Annotated in this window: 13 protein-coding genes and 1 tRNA gene; 6 read left to right on the top strand and 8 right to left on the bottom strand. The window is 74.8% G+C overall.

Going from position 1 to position 17,194, the window contains the following annotated elements; translation table 11 throughout:
• Positions 1-499: 499 nt before the first annotated feature.
• From LG632_RS10740 to LG632_RS10720, 5 genes are all read right to left on the bottom strand, one after another.
• Positions 500-2,095, bottom strand: coding sequence for a bifunctional phosphatase PAP2/diacylglycerol kinase family protein (locus LG632_RS10740; RefSeq protein ID WP_226726689.1), 1,596 nt, complete (start codon positions 2,093-2,095; stop codon positions 500-502).
• A 332-nt stretch (positions 2,096-2,427) separates the two neighbouring features.
• The gene (locus LG632_RS10735; protein ID WP_226726688.1) at positions 2,428-3,561 is read right to left on the bottom strand and encodes a thioester domain-containing protein; all 1,134 of its coding nucleotides are present in this window, start codon (positions 3,559-3,561) and stop codon (positions 2,428-2,430) included.
• Between the two features lie 491 nt (positions 3,562-4,052).
• Complete coding sequence (locus tag LG632_RS10730; protein ID WP_226726685.1) at positions 4,053-4,454, bottom strand: single-stranded DNA-binding protein; 402 nt, start codon at positions 4,452-4,454, stop codon at positions 4,053-4,055.
• 91 nt (positions 4,455-4,545) lie between these two features.
• A complete protein-coding gene (locus LG632_RS10725) occupies positions 4,546-6,459 on the bottom strand; it encodes a GTPase (protein WP_226726684.1) in 1,914 nt (637 codons plus the stop codon).
• Positions 6,460-6,463: 4 nt separating this feature from the next.
• Positions 6,464-8,077, bottom strand: coding sequence for a dynamin family protein (locus tag LG632_RS10720; RefSeq protein ID WP_226726683.1), 1,614 nt, complete (start codon positions 8,075-8,077; stop codon positions 6,464-6,466).
• A 332-nt stretch (positions 8,078-8,409) separates the two neighbouring features.
• Here LG632_RS10720 and LG632_RS10715 point away from each other — a divergent pair.
• Positions 8,410-8,482 (top strand) — tRNA-Arg (locus tag LG632_RS10715).
• A gap of 249 nt (positions 8,483-8,731) precedes the next feature.
• On the opposite strand, the gene LG632_RS10710 is transcribed toward LG632_RS10715, so the two are convergent.
• A complete protein-coding gene (locus LG632_RS10710; protein WP_374203450.1) occupies positions 8,732-9,010 on the bottom strand; it encodes a site-specific integrase in 279 nt (92 codons plus the stop codon).
• A gap of 139 nt (positions 9,011-9,149) precedes the next feature.
• Between LG632_RS10710 and LG632_RS10705 the strand changes: the two genes are divergently transcribed.
• The gene (locus tag LG632_RS10705) at positions 9,150-10,484 is read left to right on the top strand and encodes an SRA domain-containing endonuclease (protein ID WP_226726682.1); all 1,335 of its coding nucleotides are present in this window, start codon (positions 9,150-9,152) and stop codon (positions 10,482-10,484) included.
• Positions 10,485-10,682: 198 nt separating this feature from the next.
• On the opposite strand, the gene LG632_RS10700 is transcribed toward LG632_RS10705, so the two are convergent.
• Positions 10,683-11,204, bottom strand: a complete 522-nt coding sequence (locus tag LG632_RS10700) for a phospholipase (protein WP_226726681.1) — start codon at positions 11,202-11,204, stop codon at positions 10,683-10,685.
• 245 nt (positions 11,205-11,449) lie between these two features.
• On the opposite strand from LG632_RS10700, the gene LG632_RS10695 reads away from it, so the two are divergent.
• Entirely contained in the window at positions 11,450-11,965 is a 516-nt protein-coding gene (locus LG632_RS10695) for a hypothetical protein (protein ID WP_226726680.1), read from the top strand.
• Between the two features lie 92 nt (positions 11,966-12,057).
• Here LG632_RS10695 and LG632_RS10690 read toward each other — a convergent pair whose 3' ends face one another.
• Positions 12,058-12,822, bottom strand: a complete 765-nt coding sequence (locus tag LG632_RS10690) for an alpha/beta fold hydrolase (protein WP_226726679.1) — start codon at positions 12,820-12,822, stop codon at positions 12,058-12,060.
• Between the two features lie 207 nt (positions 12,823-13,029).
• Here LG632_RS10690 and LG632_RS10685 point away from each other — a divergent pair, with 207 nt between their 5' ends.
• From LG632_RS10685 to LG632_RS10675, 3 genes are all read left to right on the top strand, one after another.
• Complete coding sequence (locus tag LG632_RS10685; protein ID WP_226726678.1) at positions 13,030-13,917, top strand: 4'-phosphopantetheinyl transferase family protein; 888 nt, start codon at positions 13,030-13,032, stop codon at positions 13,915-13,917.
• A 326-nt stretch (positions 13,918-14,243) separates the two neighbouring features.
• Positions 14,244-15,644, top strand: a complete 1,401-nt coding sequence (locus tag LG632_RS10680; RefSeq protein WP_226726677.1) for a S8 family peptidase — start codon at positions 14,244-14,246, stop codon at positions 15,642-15,644.
• A gap of 198 nt (positions 15,645-15,842) precedes the next feature.
• Positions 15,843-17,138, top strand: a complete 1,296-nt coding sequence (locus tag LG632_RS10675; RefSeq protein WP_226726676.1) for a hypothetical protein — start codon at positions 15,843-15,845, stop codon at positions 17,136-17,138.
• Positions 17,139-17,194: the final 56 nt, after the last annotated feature.

The raw sequence follows: 17,194 nt of genomic DNA, 5'->3' as shown, positions 1-17,194 counted from the left end.
TGCCTGGGGAGGTTGGGGCGCGGGCCCTGGACGAGGGCGGGGCGCGGCCTGGGCGAGGCAGCGAGCGCCTGGCGCCCGGCCGCCCGCGAGCACCCGGCCGGTAGTGGCCGGGCGGCCGGGAAGTGGATGCGGGATCGGGTTGAGCCGGCAGGCGGGGCGGGCGGAGCCGCGGCGGTGAGCGGGCGGGGTGAGCGGTGCTCCGCGGTGGCGTCGGCGGGGCCCAGCGGCTGGGCCTCCGCAGTCAGCCGAGGCGACGGGCGCAGGAGAAGCTCCGTATCCGCGAGCCGGGGTGGTCGGCGCCGGGCGCCGCAGGCGGCGGGCGTAGAAGAGGCCCCGCGGCCGCGAGCCCGGGGTGGCCGACGTCGGCGGCGGGCTCGGCAGGCGGCGGGCGCAGGAGGGGCTCTGCGTCCGCGAGCCGGGGTGGCCGACGCAGGCCGCGGCAGACCCGGCAGGCGGCGGGCTCGGCAGCGGTCCGGGGCCGCGTGGGCGGGGGTGTCGGTCAGGTGGGGGTGGTGGGGCGGTAGACCGTGAGGGCCTCCGGTAGGCCGTCGATGACCAGGGACGAGGGCGCCAAGGCGTACTCGCCGTCGTAGGCGAGCGGCGTACCCGGCGGGATGTCGGAGATGCGCAGGCTCCGCAGCCGGGTGGCGGTGTGGACGGGCGAACGCGACAGCGGCCCGGCCAGCGCCGCCGCGAGCAACCGCGGCCCGGGTCGGCCGCCCCCGCGGACGAGCCGTACGTCGAGCAACCCCGCCCCCAGCGAGACCCGGCGCCGGGGCGCCGCACCCCGGCCGTGGTAGACCCCGTTCCCCGCGAACAGCAGCCACACCGCGCGCCGCCGCCCCGCCACCCGCAGCACCACGGGCCGCTCTGCCCGCAGCACCCGCACGGCGGCCACGACCGCGGCGGCCCCGCCCCCGATCCGCGGCGCCCACACCAGCCGGTGCCGCAGCAGCTCGGGGTACACCCCGATGCTGAAGGTGTTCAGGAAGTACCCGGCCCCCGCGCCAGCCCGCGCCTCGCTCCCCGGCCGGGCCTCAGGCCCCGACCGCGGCGCGGTCGGGGCCTCGTTCGGTGGCGCGTCGGTGGGGGTGCCGGTCTGGGCGATGGGGGCGGGGGTGATCCGGCCGACGCCCACCCGGACGGCCTGGCCCCGGGCGACGGCGCGGCACGCGTCCTCGGGCCCGGTCAGACCGAGGTCGAGGGCGAAGTGGTTGAGGGTGCCACCGGGCAGGACCGCCAGCGGTACGCCGGCGCGCAGCGCGGCGGTCGCGGCGGCGTTGACCGTGCCGTCGCCCCCGCAGACACCGAGCACGGTCGCTCGGTCCGCCGCCTCGGCCAGCGCGTCCGGCAGTTCCTCCCCCGAGCACTCGACCACCTCGGCCTTGGGCAGGGCGGAGCGCAGCACGCTCACCGCGGCGGCCGGGGTCCCGGCGCCGGTGTTCACCACGACGACCAGCCCGGCGCCGTCCGGCAGCGCAGGCGCCCCGGTCGCCGCCCGCTCGTCACCGGGCACCGCCCGCGCCTGCTTGGCGTCGCTGGCGAGCCGGCGTACGACGAGCGCGGCGGCGACGCCGAGTCCCGCCCCGGCCAGGACGTCCGTCGGGTAGTGCACCCCGGTGTACACCCGGGAGAAGGCGACGGACGCCGCGAGGGGCAGGGCCAGCAGCCCCCAGCCCGGGTGTTCCAGCGCCAGCCCGGCGGCGAAGGCGAACGCGGACGCCGAATGCCCCGAGGGGAACGAGGTCGTGGTCGGCTGGACGGCCAGCTGCCGCACCACGGGGACCCCCTCCAGCACCGGTCGGGGCCGGCGCACCGACCACTTGCCGACGGTGTTGATGGTGGCGGAGGCCAGCGCCAGCGAGGCCATCCCGCGCAACGCCGCCCGGCGCGCCGAGGCGGAGCCGAAGACGCCGAGAGCGGCGGCCGCGCCGCCCCACAGCACGCCGTGGTTGGCGGCCCGCCCGAGCCGCGGCAGCACCCGGTCGGCCCCGGGCCAGTGCCGCCGGGCCACCGCGTCGAACACCTCCCGGTCCCACCGCGCCGCCGCGCCCCACCAGGTCAACAGATGCTTGTGCGTCCTCTGCTCAGGCATCTTCACCTGATACCCGCGAACCTCTCCTGTATCACCCTCGTATCACCCCCTCGTCGCTCTCCTCCTCGTCTCTCCGTCGCAGTGCTCTTCGCCGAGCTCCGCCTCGATGGGCTCGTCGATCAACTCGTCGAGCGTCTCTCAGAGCCACTCACCGAGCGAGACACCGAGCGGGTCACCGAGCGACTCTCCGATCTCCTCGGCGCTCTTGTCCCGCACCCGCCCCCTCCCCGCTCCCCGCCCCCGCCCCTCCCCGCTCCCGCCTCGCCCCGCCTGGCCGGGCCGGGCCGGGCCGGGCCGGGCCCGGCCTGGCTTCCGCGGCCCTCGCCGCCGCTCTACTCCGCCCCCTGCTCCTGCTCCTCGTCCAGCGGGCGCTTGCGCAGCAGGAGGACGACCATGCCGCCGAGGACCACCAGGCCGATCGCCAGGGAGGCGATCACGGGGGTGGCTGCCGAGCTGCCGCTGGCGGCCAGGCGGTCGTCGGGCTCGTCCGGGGAGGTGACGGAGGCCTGGAGGGTGACCGGGGCGGCCTGGCCGCCCTGGGGGGCGGTGAGGGTCGCCGATTCCGGCCAGACCGCTGTCGCGACGGCCGAGGCGGCGGACTCGCTGGAGCCGGCCACGACCTGTGCCTGCGTCCACTCGCCGCTCGTGAACACCCGCCCCACCGGCACCCGGGTCGAGCCCTGGACCGTCACCGTGGCCATGCCGTCGGCGGTGCCCGCCGGCACCTCGAACCACAGCCGGCTGCCGTGCTTGGCAGCCGTCACCGGCTGGCCCTGCGCGTCCACCACCCGTACGCCCATGGCCAGGGCCGACGCGTCCGGCGTGACCGTCACGCTCTGGGCCCCCGTCCGGACCGTGACCGGCCCGATCCGGCTGCCGACCGGCCCCGCCACCTGGGCCGGGTCCAGGCTCAGCGACGCCGGGGGCTCCGCCAGGCGGCCCGCCTCCTTCTGGAGGTAGTCGGCCAGCTTCTCCGCCGCCGGATCGGCCGCCTCCACCTGTGCCCCGTCGGCCAGCCGCCAGATCGCCACCTGGGTCCCGGCCGCCGCGCTCTCCGCGGTGAGCGCGCCGGCCCCGGCCGCCTTGGCCAATCCGGTCAGGTCGTTCAGCTGGGGGTAGGAGTGCTCCAGGACCCATCGGATCCTGCCGCCCGCCTCGCCGTTCGCGCCGAGCGGGCTGCCGCTCCACGCCGTCTCCGTGTACCGGGCCTGCGGTTGGGCGAAGCCGGTCACGCCGACGCCGTACGTCTGGAGCATCCCGCCGCCGTCGACGCGCATCTCGTAGAGCCCGGCCGGGATCTGCTGGACGCTGCCGTCCCGGCCCCGCAGGACCGCCTGGCCGAAGGTCTTGAGCCCGTCCAGCACGGCCGTCGCGCCCTCCGGCGGACGGTGCGCGCCCCGGTCCCCTTCCGCGGCGGCGGCCGGGGCCCCGGGCGCCGCCGCCAGGGCGGCGGCGAGCAGCGCCACCGCGAACGGACGCCGCGCCGCGGCCCGAGTCCCACCGGTCGGCCCATTGCCGCCACCGGCCGGCCCATTGCTCCCACCGGTCGACCCGCTGCCGCCACCGGTCGGCCCATCGCCTGTGTCGGTCCCGGTGCCTCCACCGCTCCCGCCGACCCCACCGACCCCGCCGACCCGGCCGACCCCGCCGACCCCGCCGACCCGCCCGGTTCCGCCCCGCTCCCCGAGGCCGGCGGCCGGCCCGGACTCACGTGCGGCGGCCGGATCAAGGCGCGGACCAGCGGCAGGCCCGTCAGCAGAGCGAGCGGCAGGCGCCACAGCAGCACCGGCGGAGGGCCCGGCGGCAGAAGCGGAACCTGTGGGATCGGCCCGGTCAGCAGTCGTGGCGGAGTCGGCAGGAACAGAAGAAGCGGGAACGCCAATGGACACAGTCTTCCCCTTCGGGCCAAAGCCCCAGATGCCCGTGGATACCGGGGAATCCTATAGGCCTCGAACACCTAGACCACCGCCCCCTTCTGAGCTTCCGTCAGTGGCGCGCCCGCCGTCGCCGCCCGGCGGAAGGCCGCCGTCCCCCGGCTCAGGTCGTGCCCCGCGGCCAGCGCGTCGATCTCGGCCGAGACCCACCGCTGCCCCTCGCCCTGTTCGTCGCGGACCCGCAGTCTGCCGTGCAGGACCAGCGGCTCGCCCACGGACACCGAGGCCGCGAGGTTCGCGGCCAGCGACCGCCGCGCCCACACGGTGTAGAAGCTCGTCGCCCCGTCCGTCCAGGCCTCCTTCTGGCGGTCGTAGAACCGGGGCCGCACGGCGAAGCGGAATCTCGCCGCCGGTCCACTCGGCGTCTCGCGGTAGTCGATCTGGGTCGCCACATGGCCCACCAGCGTCACCACGGTCTCGTTCATCTGCGGCGCCCCCTCCTCGTCGTCCACGTCCTGCGGCGCGTGGGACCAGACTGCGCCCGGCCCCTCCCACCGCGCCGACGCCTGTGGACAACTACCGGGTTGTGGACAGGCGCGTCCCCCGTCCGGGTGTACCGGCTCCGCCCGCCACGCTCACGAACTGCTCCCGCACCTCCTGGTAGCGCAGCAGTTCCGCCGCCACCGGCTCCAGCACCCGCGCCCGTCCGCACCCGGCCGCCGCCTGCCGCAGCCGCCGTTCGGCGTCCTGCCCGTAGCGCCGTGCCGGGCCGCGGGCGGCCATCGAGCACGCCCACTCCACCAGCGGCCCGCCGACGATGCCCGCCGCCATCAGCAGCACCGGCGGAAGCAGCTTCGGCTCCAGCACGCCCACGATCTGCCCGACCAGCCACAACCCGCCGTAGATCTGCACCAGCGTCATCGCCGCCTGGGCGAGCACGGCCGCCGGCCACCACGCCGGTCGCGGCGGCTTGCCCGTGGGCACCCCGGCCGACAGCGCCAGCTCGTCCAGCGCCTCCGGCAGGCCCGCGGCCCCCCGCGTGGCCGTCTCCCGTACGGCCTGCGCCCACGGATCGGGCAGTCCCGCCGCCGCCTCGTCGGCCACCGTCCGCACCGCCTGCTCAACCCGCTGGCGCGCCGTCACCTCCGCCTCCGGCGGCTCCGGTTCCACCCCGAAGGTGCGCCCGCCGATCGCCGCCAGCGCCGCCAGCCCGCCCAGCCGCTGCGGGGCGCGCCGGCTCTCGTACCAGCGCCACAGCCGCAGCCACGGGGTGCCGCAGGCCTTGCCGGCGTTGCGGCGCCAGGCCCGTTCCGCGGCGAGGCCGGCGGCGTACGCGCCGACGGCCTCGGCGAGCCGGTCCTCGAACTCGGCCCTGGCGCGCTCGCCCAGCTCCGGCAGCGGCCCGTCCGTCACGTACAGCGGCCGCAGCCGCACCGCCGCGCGGTCGACGTCGGCGGAGATCCGCCGGGTGGCCGCGCCCCGCTCCTGGGTGAACTGGCCGAGCAGTTCGCGCAGCTCCGCCACGCCCTCACCGGTCAGGGCGGACAGCCCGAGCACGGTCGCGCCCGGTTCGCCGTGCTCGCCGAGCGCCATCCCGTCCTCGTCCAGCAGCCGGCGCAGGTCGTCCAGGACCAGGTCGGCGGCCTCGCCGGGCAGCCGGTCGATCTGGTTGAGCACGACGAACGTCACCTCGGCGTGGCCGGCGAGCGGGCGCAGATAGCGTTCGTGGAGCACGGCGTCCGCGTACTTCTCCGGGTCCACCACCCAGACCACGGCGTCGACCAGCCCCAGCACCCGGTCCACGTGCGCCCGGTGGGCGCCCACGGCGGAGTCCAGGTCCGGCAGGTCCACCAGGACGAGTCCCTGGAGCGCCCCGGCCGCCTCGCCGGTCTCCCGGGGCCGCCGGCGCAGCCGCCCGGGGATCTCCAGCCGGTCCAAGAGGCCGGCGGCGCCGTCGGTCCAGCTGCACGCGATGGGCGCGGCGGTGGTGGGCCGGCGCAGTCCGGTCTCCGAGATCTGCACCCCGGCGAGTGAATTGAAGAGCGTGGACTTGCCGCTTCCGGTGGCGCCGGCGATCGCGACGACGGTGTGCTGCGGCGACAGGCCGCGCCGCGCCGCGGCCTCGTCGAGCACCCGTCCCGCCTCGGCGAGGGTCTTGCCGTCGAGCCGGGTCCGGGACAGTCCGACGAGGTGGCGCAGCGCCTCCAGCCGGGTGCGCAGCGCCTTGCCCTCGGGGGTGACCGGCGCGGTGGGGAACGTACCGCCGTCGCCGCCGTCACCGGAACCGGAACCTGAGCCGGAACCGGAACCGGAGCCTGAGCCTGAGCCGGAACCGGAGAAGCTGCCCGAGACGGCCCGTACGAGCGCGTCGTCGGCGTCGGGGTCGCCGTCGAGGCCGTGGTCGTGGGCGGAGGGGTCGTCGGGGCGGCGGGAGCGCGCGATGAGCCCGTCGTCCCAGCGGTCGTCGGTGCGATCGGCCAGTGCGGTCACCGCGTCACCTCTCCTTCTGCAGTACGGACAGCGCGGCGATCAGCTCGGCCTGGGCCTCGGGGGTCACTTCGAGCGCGTCGAGGGGGGCGAGGCGCCGGTCGCGTTCGGCGCGCAGGACCTGGTCCAGGTGCTCCCCGACGAGTTCTCCGCCGCGGTCGCGCAGCCGCAGCGCCGCCTGTACGCCGATCCGCTCGACGAGCTTCTCCCCGGCGCCCCGAGCCCGCTTGCCGCCGAGCAGGGCCGCCACCAGCAGCGCGGCCACGCCGTCGGGGTCCGGCGGCGGCTGCTTGGCGAGCTGGGCGACCTCTTCCTCGGCCAGTTCCTCCAGCACCCGCCGCCAGTGCCGTACGGCGACGCCGATGCGCCGGCCGGCCTCCCGGTCGGGGGTGGGCAACGGGATCGCGCCGGCCGCCGGCTCCTTGCGCCAGGCCTCGGCGATGCGCTCGTCGGCGGCGGCGACGGCGCACTGCAGCAGGGCCGACAGGCTCTCGGCGAGGGAGTCGAGGAGCTCGTCCGCGGTGGTGTCGAGGGGGTAGCCGCGCCACCGGGTCAGCGTGTCCCCGGCGAGCACGGCTCCCGCGTCCAACCGGCCCCGTACCCGCTTGCCCTCCCTGCGGTACGCGTCCTCGACGGCCGAGGTCAGCCGTACGGCGGCGGCGTGCTGGGCGGCGACGGCGGAGGCCAGTTCCGGCATCCGGCGGCGCAGCGAGTCGAGCGCGCCGAGGGCGGTACGGCCGACGGCCTGCTGCCGGGCGGCGGGGTCCTGGGTGTGGTGCAGCAGCCAGGCGGCGAGCGGCGCGACCGCGCTGGCGGGCAGCAGCCCACCGCCCCCGGCGGACTCGGGCAGCTCGGGAACCGTGAACCGCGGTACGTCGCCCAGCCCGGCCCGGGTCAGCAGCGCGCCGTACTGCCGCGAGACCTCGGCGAGCACCTGGTGGGGCACCCGGTCGAGGACGATCACGAGGGTCGCCTTGTACTCCTTGGCGGTGCGCAGGATGTGCCAGGGCACGGCGTCGGCGTAGCGGGAGGCGGTGGTGACCATGACCCACACGTCGGCGGCGCAGATCAGCTCGGCGGCGAGGGCACGGTTCTCGACGACGAGGGAGTCGATGTCGGGCGCGTCGAGCAGGGCGAGCCCGCGCGGCAGGGTGCTGACGGTCTCGATCCGCAGCTCACGGCCGCCGGCGGCGGCCCTGGCCTTGGCGGTCCTGCGGCCGGCGGGGGTGAGGAGTTCCTCCTCCTCGTCGGCCGGCAGCCAGACGCGCAGCAGGTCGGGCAGGACGCGCATGCCGGCGAACCAGTGGTGGTCGTCCGGATGGCAGACGAGCACCGGCGTGCGCGTGGTGGGCCGCAGCACCCCGGCCTCGCTGACCTGCCGGCCGACGAGCGAATTGACCAGCGTGGACTTGCCGGCACCGGTCGACCCGCCGATGACGGCGAGCAGCGGTGCCTCGGGTGACTTCAGGCGGGGGACCAGGTAGTCGTCGAGCTGGGCGAGCAGCTCGGCCCTGGTCTGCCGGGCCCGCGGGGCTCCCGGCAGGGGCAGCGGCAGACGCACGGAGGCGACCCGGTCGCGCAGGGCGGACAGGGCATCGAGCAGCTGAGGCCGAACATCCAAGGTCACCACATGCGAAGAATGCCCAATTTGTGACCTTTTTTGAAGCTTATACGCCCTGCGCGCGCCGACCGCGACTCGGGCGGAACATCACAGACACAAGGGGCGAGTGGGGCGCAGGCATAACGAGTGCACAACACCCGGCGCGTGGCGGCGCAAAAGCGGTGCGAGAATCGCACCTGCCTGCGATTATCGGGACCGCTTCACCGAACCTCCACATCGTGGCACGCGAGCGAAGCAACCGGGACAAGGCGACCGGAGCCCTATCCTTGACCCGGCACGGCCGAAGTCCCACCCCCACCACGGGGCTCCAGACCGCACACGGTCACCTTCCGGCCCCCGTAGCTCAGTGGATAGAGCAGGCGCCTTCTAAGCGCTTGGCCGCAGGTTCGAGTCCTGCCGGGGGCGCTCTTCTTCCACAGCCTTCCCTGGCCCTCCGCTGGATCGCATCGGGGGGCTTTTGCGCAGGTCAGGGCACTTTAGCGCGGGGGAAGTAGTGCCGGCGTAAGAGCCGGACGGCGGCCCGGACCACCCGAACGGCCGTCCGACTGCGAGCGGCTGTCTCCGCGGTTCTCCGGGTGTCTCCGCGCTTCCTCAGGTGGCCACGGTGGATGCGCGGTGGCGTTCTCCGCGTCCGTCCGCACGCCGTGCCCCCGCTCACGCTTCCGGCAGGTCTCCCCCGGCCTCGATCCGGTGCTTCAGATCCTTCAGGTGGCCGACGATGCACCGGGCGTAGATGGCGAGCGGGACCGGCACGCCGTTCCCCGCCCACTCCGCCACCTGAGCCGGCGGCACTCCATCGTTCAGCCAATTGGTGAGGCAGGTGTGGCGAAGGTCGTACACCTTCTTCGCGAGTGGGGAGGCGTACCCCTCGACCTCGCGCTCGATGTACCCACGGAGGATTCTCGCGACGCGGGCCGGCAGGGAACGACGCATATGTCGTCCGCCTCCCTGCGCTCCAGGCCACGTTCCTTGCGGATCGCCCCCCGCCCTCCTTGCAGCCCAAACCCGTCTGCACTGTCGGACCGCTGCCGTAGGCTCGGATTGCTGATCTTCTCGACCCATGGGGGTGGGCATGGCGACGTGGCTTCTGGCGTGCAACCAGGACATGTTCGACCTCGACCGGTATCGGCGAGATGGACACGAGCTCAGGTCCTGGAGCGTCGGGCGGCATCTGAAGGAGCTGGCCGCCGGCGACGAGTTCGTCATGTGGGTCACGGGCCCTCGTGGCGGCCTCGTCGGCCGGGGCCGTGTCACGGGCGTCCCCACGCAGCAGCCGACCGCTCCCGACGAGTACTGGCAGGAGCCCCCCGGAACGCGCTGGTACGCGCCGTTGGTCATGGAAGAGTGGCTTGCACAGCCGATACCGCGGCAGCGCTTCACAGAGGACTTGCGATTTCAGGAGGAGTCCCCGCTGAGTACCTTGTTCGCCGCCAATCCGCACAGGGTGACCGCGGAGCAGTGGAGCGCGTTCGAGGAGGCTCTCGCGACCGGACACGTCGAAGGCGGAGTGCCGTCCTGGCACCTCCAGCCCGGCCAGACCATCAAGCGCAAGAAGCTCCACGACCGGTACGGCGGCAGCCGCCAGGGGGGCATCAGCAAGTGCGCCAAGTCCCCCAACGTGCTGCTCTTCACCGATCCGAAGACGGGCCACCAGCACGGCTACTTCGACAAGTGGGCTGAGGACGGTACGTTCCACTACACGGGTGACGGGCAGAAGGGGCCCCAGACCTTCGACAGCCTGGGCAACTCGTCCACTCGGGATCACGTGAGTCTCGGACTCTCCCTGCGGCTGTTCGAGGGGTCGCGCGGCATCGTCCGGTACGTGGGTGAGTTCGCCGTGGACCCGGAGGAACCGTACTCCTGGGGGGAGGCGCCGGAAACGGGCGGAGGGCCGCTGCGAAAGGTGATCCGATTCCACCTGGTACCGGTGGGCAGCACCACCCAGCCCCCCAGTGTCCCGGTCGGATGCGGATACCGCGTGGCGGACGAATCGGTAGAGCTGACGTCCGCCCAACCCGGCCTCACCAACATCGAACTCGTCACGAGGAACCTCACGGCACATCGCAAGCTGCAGAACGACTTGGCGGCCGCTGCAAGGATCGGAGGGCTGGATGTGTTCTCGCCCGGAGTCGCAGACCCCGACTTCGACCTCGGCTGGCGGTCGAATGACGATGACTTGACCGTCTGCGAGGTGAAGTCGCTGACCCGGGCCAACGAGACGCGGCAGCTGCGCGCCGGTATCGGGCAGCTGCTCGACTACCAGGACAGGCTCGCGGACCGGGCGAATTCCGTGCGCGCCGTGCTGTGGGTCGAGCGGGAACCGACGGAGTCACGCTGGATACCCCTCTGTGAGCGGGTGGGGATCACCCTCGCTTGGCCAGGACGTGAGGAGGACGTGTTCGCGTGAGCCTGGCGGCCCCTGCGTCGGAAGGGAACGTTCCGGTGCCTGGGTGGTGCGCTCCTGCGACGTGAAAGCCCGGTGGGGGGGTTTGGCGGGCCCTTTGCGGCATCGGGCCCGCCCTCCAGGTCATGGGCTTGAGGGTCAGGTGGTTTGCGGGCTCGGAGTGGTTTACGGGGTCGGAGCGGTTTGCGGGCTCGGAGTGGTTTACGGGGTCGGAGCGGTTTGCGGGGTGGGAGCGGTTTGCGGGGTCGGGGTGGTTTGCGGGGTGAGGCCCAGGGCGCGGACTGCCTGGTAGTAGGTCCAGGCCGTGCCGTCGCACGAGGTCTTCTTCGCGCCCGAGTAGGTGGAGCAGACCCGCTTGAGGTCGGCGTAGAAGGCGTCGTCCAGGCGCGGCTTGTTGGCCGGGAAGGTGCCGGCCGCCTTGTAGTTGCGGTAGCCGAAGTCGTGGCGGGCGCAGGCGGTCTGGAAGGGGAAGCCGAAGGGGTTGTCCGGGGACTTGCTGCAGTAGTCGGTGGACCAGTCGAAGGCGTACGCGGCCCAGCGGCTCCGGTTCGCGCGGGCGGTCACCCAGGAGTTGTAGCTGGCGGCACTGGTCTGGGTCCAACTGCTCAGGACCTGCGGCTTGTCGGCCGGCACGGCCGCGGCCGGAGTAGCCATGACCATGACACCACTGAGGGCGGTGGCCGCGAGGGCGGTGGCCAGGGCCGGCTGGGAGCGACGTCTCATCGGGTTCCTCCGTGAGTGGGGGTGGGAGAACTCACGGGGAAGGTAGGGTGCGCGCCTTGCATCCCGCTATACGCGTCATCTCTAGCTAACTCCCTGGAGGAGTACGCCGGTTGACGCTCGTTCCGGTGTTCGGGCGTACCGGCCGTACGGCACTGCGGGATGACCCCTGTCCGACTTGAGGCAGGGGGGCGATTCGTCCCTCAGGGGGACCCGTCCGGGGGGGCCGGCTGGTGAGACTGGTGGGTATGAAGCGTCCACTCGTCATCGCCGTGGCGACGGTCGGTGTCCTCGCGACCGCCGCGTTCGTCCTGCCCGAGCTGCCGCCGAACGCGGCGACCGATGCCGTCAAGGCGCAGCTGTTCAAGGAGAAGGAGAAGAGCTTCTCCTCCGCCGCCGACGCGCCGCGCGACAGCGGACGGAGCTTCGCCCTGCCCGCGTGGGTCCCTCAGGACGCCACCCACGTGAAGGTGAAGATACGGACGAACGGTGAAGGCAGGCTGATCCGCTTCACCCTCGGCAGCGCCGGGTTCAGGATGCCGCCCTGCGATGGGCGGACGCAGCCGGTCGGGGCGCCGGCGCTGCGGGCGCGCTGGTGGCCGTCCGACGCCCGGCACGACGCGCGGCCCGTGTGCGGGGACGCGGTGCAGTACCAGGTCGTGGTGCGGGGCAAGAGGGTCTACGCCTGGACCAACGGAGAGGCCTCGCCCGAGGCGGGCAAGGCCGCCACCGCCGTCCCCTCCCCGGGCCCGGCCGCACCCTGACCCCCGCCCCGACCGCTCGCCCCCGCCCAGCTCGCCCCCGCTCCGCTCAGCTCAGCGCCGCCGCCCAGCTCAGCTCGGCGCCCCCGCCCAGCTCAGCTCAGCGCCGCCGCCGTCGCGCGGGCGAAGCCGTCCGGGTTGTCCAGCATGATGTTGTGCCCGCAGTCCGGGACGGCGACCACGGACACGCCCGCCGCCTCGAGCGCCTCCGCGCCGGCGAGCGGGGCGTCGGCCGCCGGGAGCAGGTAGGTCCGCGGGATCGGCAGTTCCAGCAGCAGTTCCCGCATGGTCGGGACGCTGCCCGTGACGAGCCCGACCGCGCTGCGGTGCAGGGCGGTACGGTCCGCCAGGCGCATGGTGGACCACCAGTGCGCCCCGGCCAGGTCGCGGACCTCGGCCCAGCCGCCCGCCAGGAACTCCGCCTCGGTGTACGAGGCGATCCCGCTGCTGCCGACGGTCCCCGGCCGGCGCGGGAGCGGGTCGAGGTTGGCGTCGACGAGCACGAGCCCAGCGACCAGGTGCGGGTGGCGGGCGGCCAGCACGATCGCGACCGAACCGCCCATGCTGTGGGCGATCAGCTCGGCTCCGGCCACGCCCGCCTCGGTCAGGGCCGCGGCCAGCGCGTCGGCGTGTGCGACCAGGGTGTAGTCGAAGTCCTGGGGGCGGTCGCTGTGGCCGTGCCCGAGCAGGTCGACCAGGAGCGAGCGGCGCCCGGCGAGCAGCGGATGGACGGCGCTCGCCGCGAAGTACGCGGGCGAGGTCGCGCCCAGGCCGTGGACGTAGACCCGCGCGGGCTCGGCGCCCGGCAGGTCGACCCAGCGGATCCGGTCGCCCCCGGGCGTGACGGCGGCACTGCGCATCTCCTGCTCCCTCCCCTGTTCCCCAGCCTGCCCCGGCCTTGTCCCGGCCGGTTCGGCCCTTCGGCCCTGCCGGTTCGGCCGGTTCGGCCGGTTCGGCCGGTTCGGCCGGTTCAGCCGGTTCGGCCGGTTCGGCCCGGCCGGTACGGCCCGGCGCACCTTCACCCGGTCGTACGATGATCGTTACGGCGAACGTACTACGCTCGACGGATGATCGCGTACGTGAACCGGCTGGGCGCCGCCGCGCCGCAGGCCGCCGCCCTCCCCGATCCGGCCGGGGTCTCCGTCTGGTCGCTGGACACGACCTCGGACGTGGTGGGGGGCCTGCGGGTCGCCGACGCCGAGCGGACGCTCGACGCCGCCGAGCGGGAACGGGCCGGGCGCCTGGTCCGACCCGCCGACCGGCAGCGCTACCGCGCCTCGCACCTGGGTCTGCGGGTGCTGCTGGGGAACGCGCTGGGGCTGCCGCCGGAGGCGGTGGAGCTGGGCCGCGAGGACTGCCACTGCTGCGGCGAGCCGCACGGGCGGCCGGTCGTGGTGGGCGGCGGCGTGCGGTTCTCGCTCTCGCACAGCGGGGACGTCGCCTACGTCGCCCTGGCTGCCGTGCCGGTCGGCGTCGACGTGGAGGCGGTGCCGAGCGCGGCCGCGGTGGCGGACGTCCTGAACACGCTGCACGCGCGGGAGACCGCCGAGCTACGGGCCCTGCCCGAGGCCGCCCGCCCGCCGGCGCTGGCCCGCCTGTGGGCGCGGAAGGAGGCCTACCTCAAGGCCACCGGCGCCGGTCTCGCCCTGGGCCTGGCCGAACCGTACGTCGGCTCGGCCCAGGCGCCCGCGCCGGTGGCGGGCTGGGACCTGTCCGACCTGCCCGCCCCGGCCGGCTACGCCGCGGCCCTCGCCGTACGGGAGAACGAGCCCCGGGCCGTACGGGAGAACGCGCCCCAGGCCGCACGGGAGAACAGGCCCCACGCCGTACGGGAGAACGCGCCCCACGCCGTGGGTGAGGCCGTGCCCCGGGCCGTGCGTACAGCCGCGCCCCGGGCCGTGCGTACGGCCGCGCCCCCGGCCGTGGGTGAGGCCGCGTCGGACGAAAGGCGCTGACCCGACCCGAGCCCACCCGACCGGTCCGCGCGCCGCGCCCACGCCGGCCGGCACCGACAGCCGCGGCCTCCGCCGTGCCGGTGCGGCCGGCCCCCGAACTGGACCCGGGCGAGGTCCCCTTGGACGCACTCCCGGCGCGGGCGAAGCCCTCGTGGACGGACGCCACGCCCGTGACCCGCCCGGGTCGGCACCCTGTACCCACCCGGCCCGGACCGCCCCCCTGCTCCCCATGAACCCGCCCCGCCCGTCACCCCGGTACGGCGTGTCGTGCGTCCAGTCGGCGCACCCTCCGCGCGGGGCGTCGGCGGCTCGCCGAGCATCGCGGCATGACCCCACTCTCCGTGCTGCTCCCCGCCGCCGCCCTGGTCGCCACCGCCGCCGTGCCCTCGCATCCCGAGGCCCGTCCCGCGCCGCGGGAACCGGACGCGCCCTACGTCGTCGTGCTCCAGGACGGCGCCGCCCCGCGGGCCATGGCCCGCGCCGTGGCCGCGGAGGCGGCCGAGGCCGGTGACGACGTCGGGCACGTCTACGACACGGTGCTCAACGGCTTCGCCGTGCGCACCACCGCGGCGCGCGCCGCCGAGCTGGCCGCCGACCCCCGGGTCGCGTCCGTCGAACCGGACGCCGTGTTCCGGATCAGTGACACCCAGTCGGACGCGCCCTGGCAACTGGACCGGTTGGACCAGCGCGCGTTGCCGCTCGACGGCGGGTACACCTACGACCGGACCGGCGCCGGGGTCACCGTCTACGTCCTGGACACCGGCATCAGCACCCACCACCGGGAGTTCGGCGGCCGGGCCCGCACCGGTGCCAACGCCGTGCTCCTGGAGACCTCGGCCGACTGCAACGGCCACGGCACGCACGTCGCCGGCAGCATCGGCGGGGCGACGTACGGGGTCGCCAAGGAGGCCGAGCTCGTCGGGGTGAAGGTCGCGACGTGCCGCGGCACTGCCCGGCTCTCGGCCATCCTGCGGGGCCTGGACTGGACGGTGAAGGACGTCAAGGCCTCCGGGACCCGGCCCGCGGTGGTCAACATGAGCCTGGGCGGCGACCGCAGCGCGACCATGGACCGCGCGGTGCAGCGGGCGGTCCGGGCCGGGATCACGGTCACCGTCGCGGCCGGCAACGAGAACCGCGACGCCTGCACCTCCTCCCCCGCGGCCGCGCCGGACGCCCTCACGGTCGCCGCGAGCGACCGGCAGGACCGGCGCGCGGGTTACTCCAACTACGGCCGCTGCGTGGACCTCTTCGCTCCCGGCAGCCGGGTCACCTCGGCCTGGATGGGCCTGCCGGGCGCCACCGGGACGATGTCCGGCACCTCCATGGCCGCCCCGCACGTGGCGGGCGTGGCGGCGCAGGTGCTCGGTGCGCGGCCCGGTGCCACTCCCGCGCAGGTCCGCAAGGCCGTGCTGGACGCGGCCGAACCGGGCCGGCTCACGGGCGTCCCGGCCGGCACGCCGAACCTGCTCCTGCACAGCCCGGCCGCGCCGGCTCCGGCACCCGCGACCCCGACCCCGGCACCGACGCCCGCCGCCCCGACCCCGGCGCCCTCGACCCCCGCGTCCCCGGCCCCGACGCCCGCCGCCCCGACCCCCGCGTCCTCGACCCCGGCGTCCCCGGCTCCGGCCCCGGCGTCCCCGGCCCTGACGCCCACGCCCACGCCGACGCCGACGCCGACGCCCGTAACCCCCACCCCGGCACCGTCCCCTGCGGTGACCGCCCCCTGAGCGGCGGTCCGGCGCGCCACCCGTGCCCCACGCCCTGATGGGACATCAATTTCTGTGTGCTTCGGACGAAAGGAGCCGAAAGGAAGTCATTGACTTCTCAGGACCGCGACGCGTCAATGTCGGCCACCGCACCGGCTCGGCCTCCCCCGCACAGCGGGTGGGGGGAGGGTTCGTCCTGACGAAGGAGTCGCGACCGAAGTGAGCACGAGGACGTTCCGACGAAGAGTGCTGGCCGGGGCGGGAGCCCTCACCCTGGCCCTGACGAGTGGTGTGGCGGGTCTTGCGGGGACGGCGCAGGCGGCGACCAGGACCACCCCGGTGTTCATGAAGTGCGTCGCCCCGGCGCCGCAGCCCGGTGCCGAGGGGAACCAGGACTTCACCGTGACCCTGCCCGACGGGGCCAGGGCCGGCGAGACCGTGCCGATCGAGATCGACCCGGGCGAGACCCCGGTCGTACCGATGTTCACGATCGACACCGTCAACACCATCAAGGCCAAGCTGCTCGTGGGCGGGGTCGCGCAGACCGTGACCAGTCCGGCCACGCCCAGCCACCAGGAGGCGGGCAAGAAGGCCGACCCGCCGAAGTTCTCCGGCACGATCAAGATCCCCGACGGCACCGAGGGCACCACGGTCGACGTCACCATCGACCAGGTGATCACGGACGCCGACCTCGGCGGCACGCTCTACACCACCACGTGCACGCCGCAGCCGCGGCCGAGCGCGTCGGTGGGCAGCGTGGCCGTCGCCGCGCTGCCGAAGGAACCGGTCACGACCAAGCTGACGCCCAACAGCGGCAAGGCGGGCACCGCCGTCGTCGCCACCGGCGCCAACTTCCCGGCGGGCGCGGTGACCTGCTCCGCGCTCCTCGCGGGCGCCCCGACCGGTGACACCGGCACCGGCACCGCGGACGCCACGGGCGCCGCCACCTGCACCCTGACGGTCACCAAGAAGGCCGACGAGATCCGCATCGACGGGTCCGTCACGCCGTACCGGGCCTTCGTCTTCGTCGAGGACGTACCGGGCGTGAAGAACCCGGTCGACGTCGAGGTACTGCCGGGTCCGCTCGGCATCGGCCCGCAGGCCGGCAACCCGCCGGTGAACTTCGGCAAGGTCACCATCAACGGCAAGCCGCAGTCGGTGGTCGGCCAGTTCTCGGCCATGACCGTCCAGGACTTCCGCGGCGGCACGCTCGGCTGGGACGTCACGGCCACCCGTACGCCCTTCCTGAACGAGGCCACCGGCCACGCCATGGCCAAGGCGCAGATCGGCATCCAGCCGAGCTGCAAGGTCACCAACCCGGACAGCCCGAGCACCTGCACCGCCGGTGCGCCCGGCGCGATCACGGACACCCCGATGAAGGTGGCCTCGCAGGCGGCGGGCGGGGACCAGCTGACGGGTGGCGAGTTCGAGATCGGCGGCGCGGGGATGATCCAGCTCCCGCCGTTCATGTTCGCCGACACCTACCGGTCGGTGGTCACCTTCTCGATCGCCTGATCCCACCCTGGCGGGGGTGGCGCGGACCGGCGCACCGGCCGCACCGCCCCCGCCCT

This window comes from Streptomyces antimicrobicus, assembly GCF_020532625.1.
GTDB classification, from domain to species: Bacteria; Actinomycetota; Actinomycetes; order Streptomycetales; family Streptomycetaceae; genus Streptomyces; species Streptomyces antimicrobicus.
Note: the sequence above shows the minus strand (reverse complement) of the source record. Positions and strands in the feature narration are given on the sequence as shown.

Coding starts and splice junctions, on each gene's coding strand:
- LG632_RS10740 (WP_226726689.1), bottom strand. CDS start 2,095: ATGCCTGAGCAGAGGACGCACAAGCATCTGTTGACCTGGTGGGGCGCG.
- LG632_RS10730 (WP_226726685.1), bottom strand. CDS start 4,454: ATGAACGAGACCGTGGTGACGCTGGTGGGCCATGTGGCGACCCAGATC.
- LG632_RS10710 (WP_374203450.1), bottom strand. CDS start 9,010: ATGCGTCGTTCCCTGCCGGCCCGCGTCGCGAGAATCCTCCGTGGGTAC.
- LG632_RS10705 (WP_226726682.1), top strand. CDS start 9,150: ATGGCGACGTGGCTTCTGGCGTGCAACCAGGACATGTTCGACCTCGAC.
- LG632_RS10700 (WP_226726681.1), bottom strand. CDS start 11,204: ATGAGACGTCGCTCCCAGCCGGCCCTGGCCACCGCCCTCGCGGCCACC.
- LG632_RS10695 (WP_226726680.1), top strand. CDS start 11,450: ATGAAGCGTCCACTCGTCATCGCCGTGGCGACGGTCGGTGTCCTCGCG.
- LG632_RS10690 (WP_226726679.1), bottom strand. CDS start 12,822: ATGCGCAGTGCCGCCGTCACGCCCGGGGGCGACCGGATCCGCTGGGTC.
- LG632_RS10685 (WP_226726678.1), top strand. CDS start 13,030: ATGATCGCGTACGTGAACCGGCTGGGCGCCGCCGCGCCGCAGGCCGCC.
- LG632_RS10680 (WP_226726677.1), top strand. CDS start 14,244: ATGACCCCACTCTCCGTGCTGCTCCCCGCCGCCGCCCTGGTCGCCACC.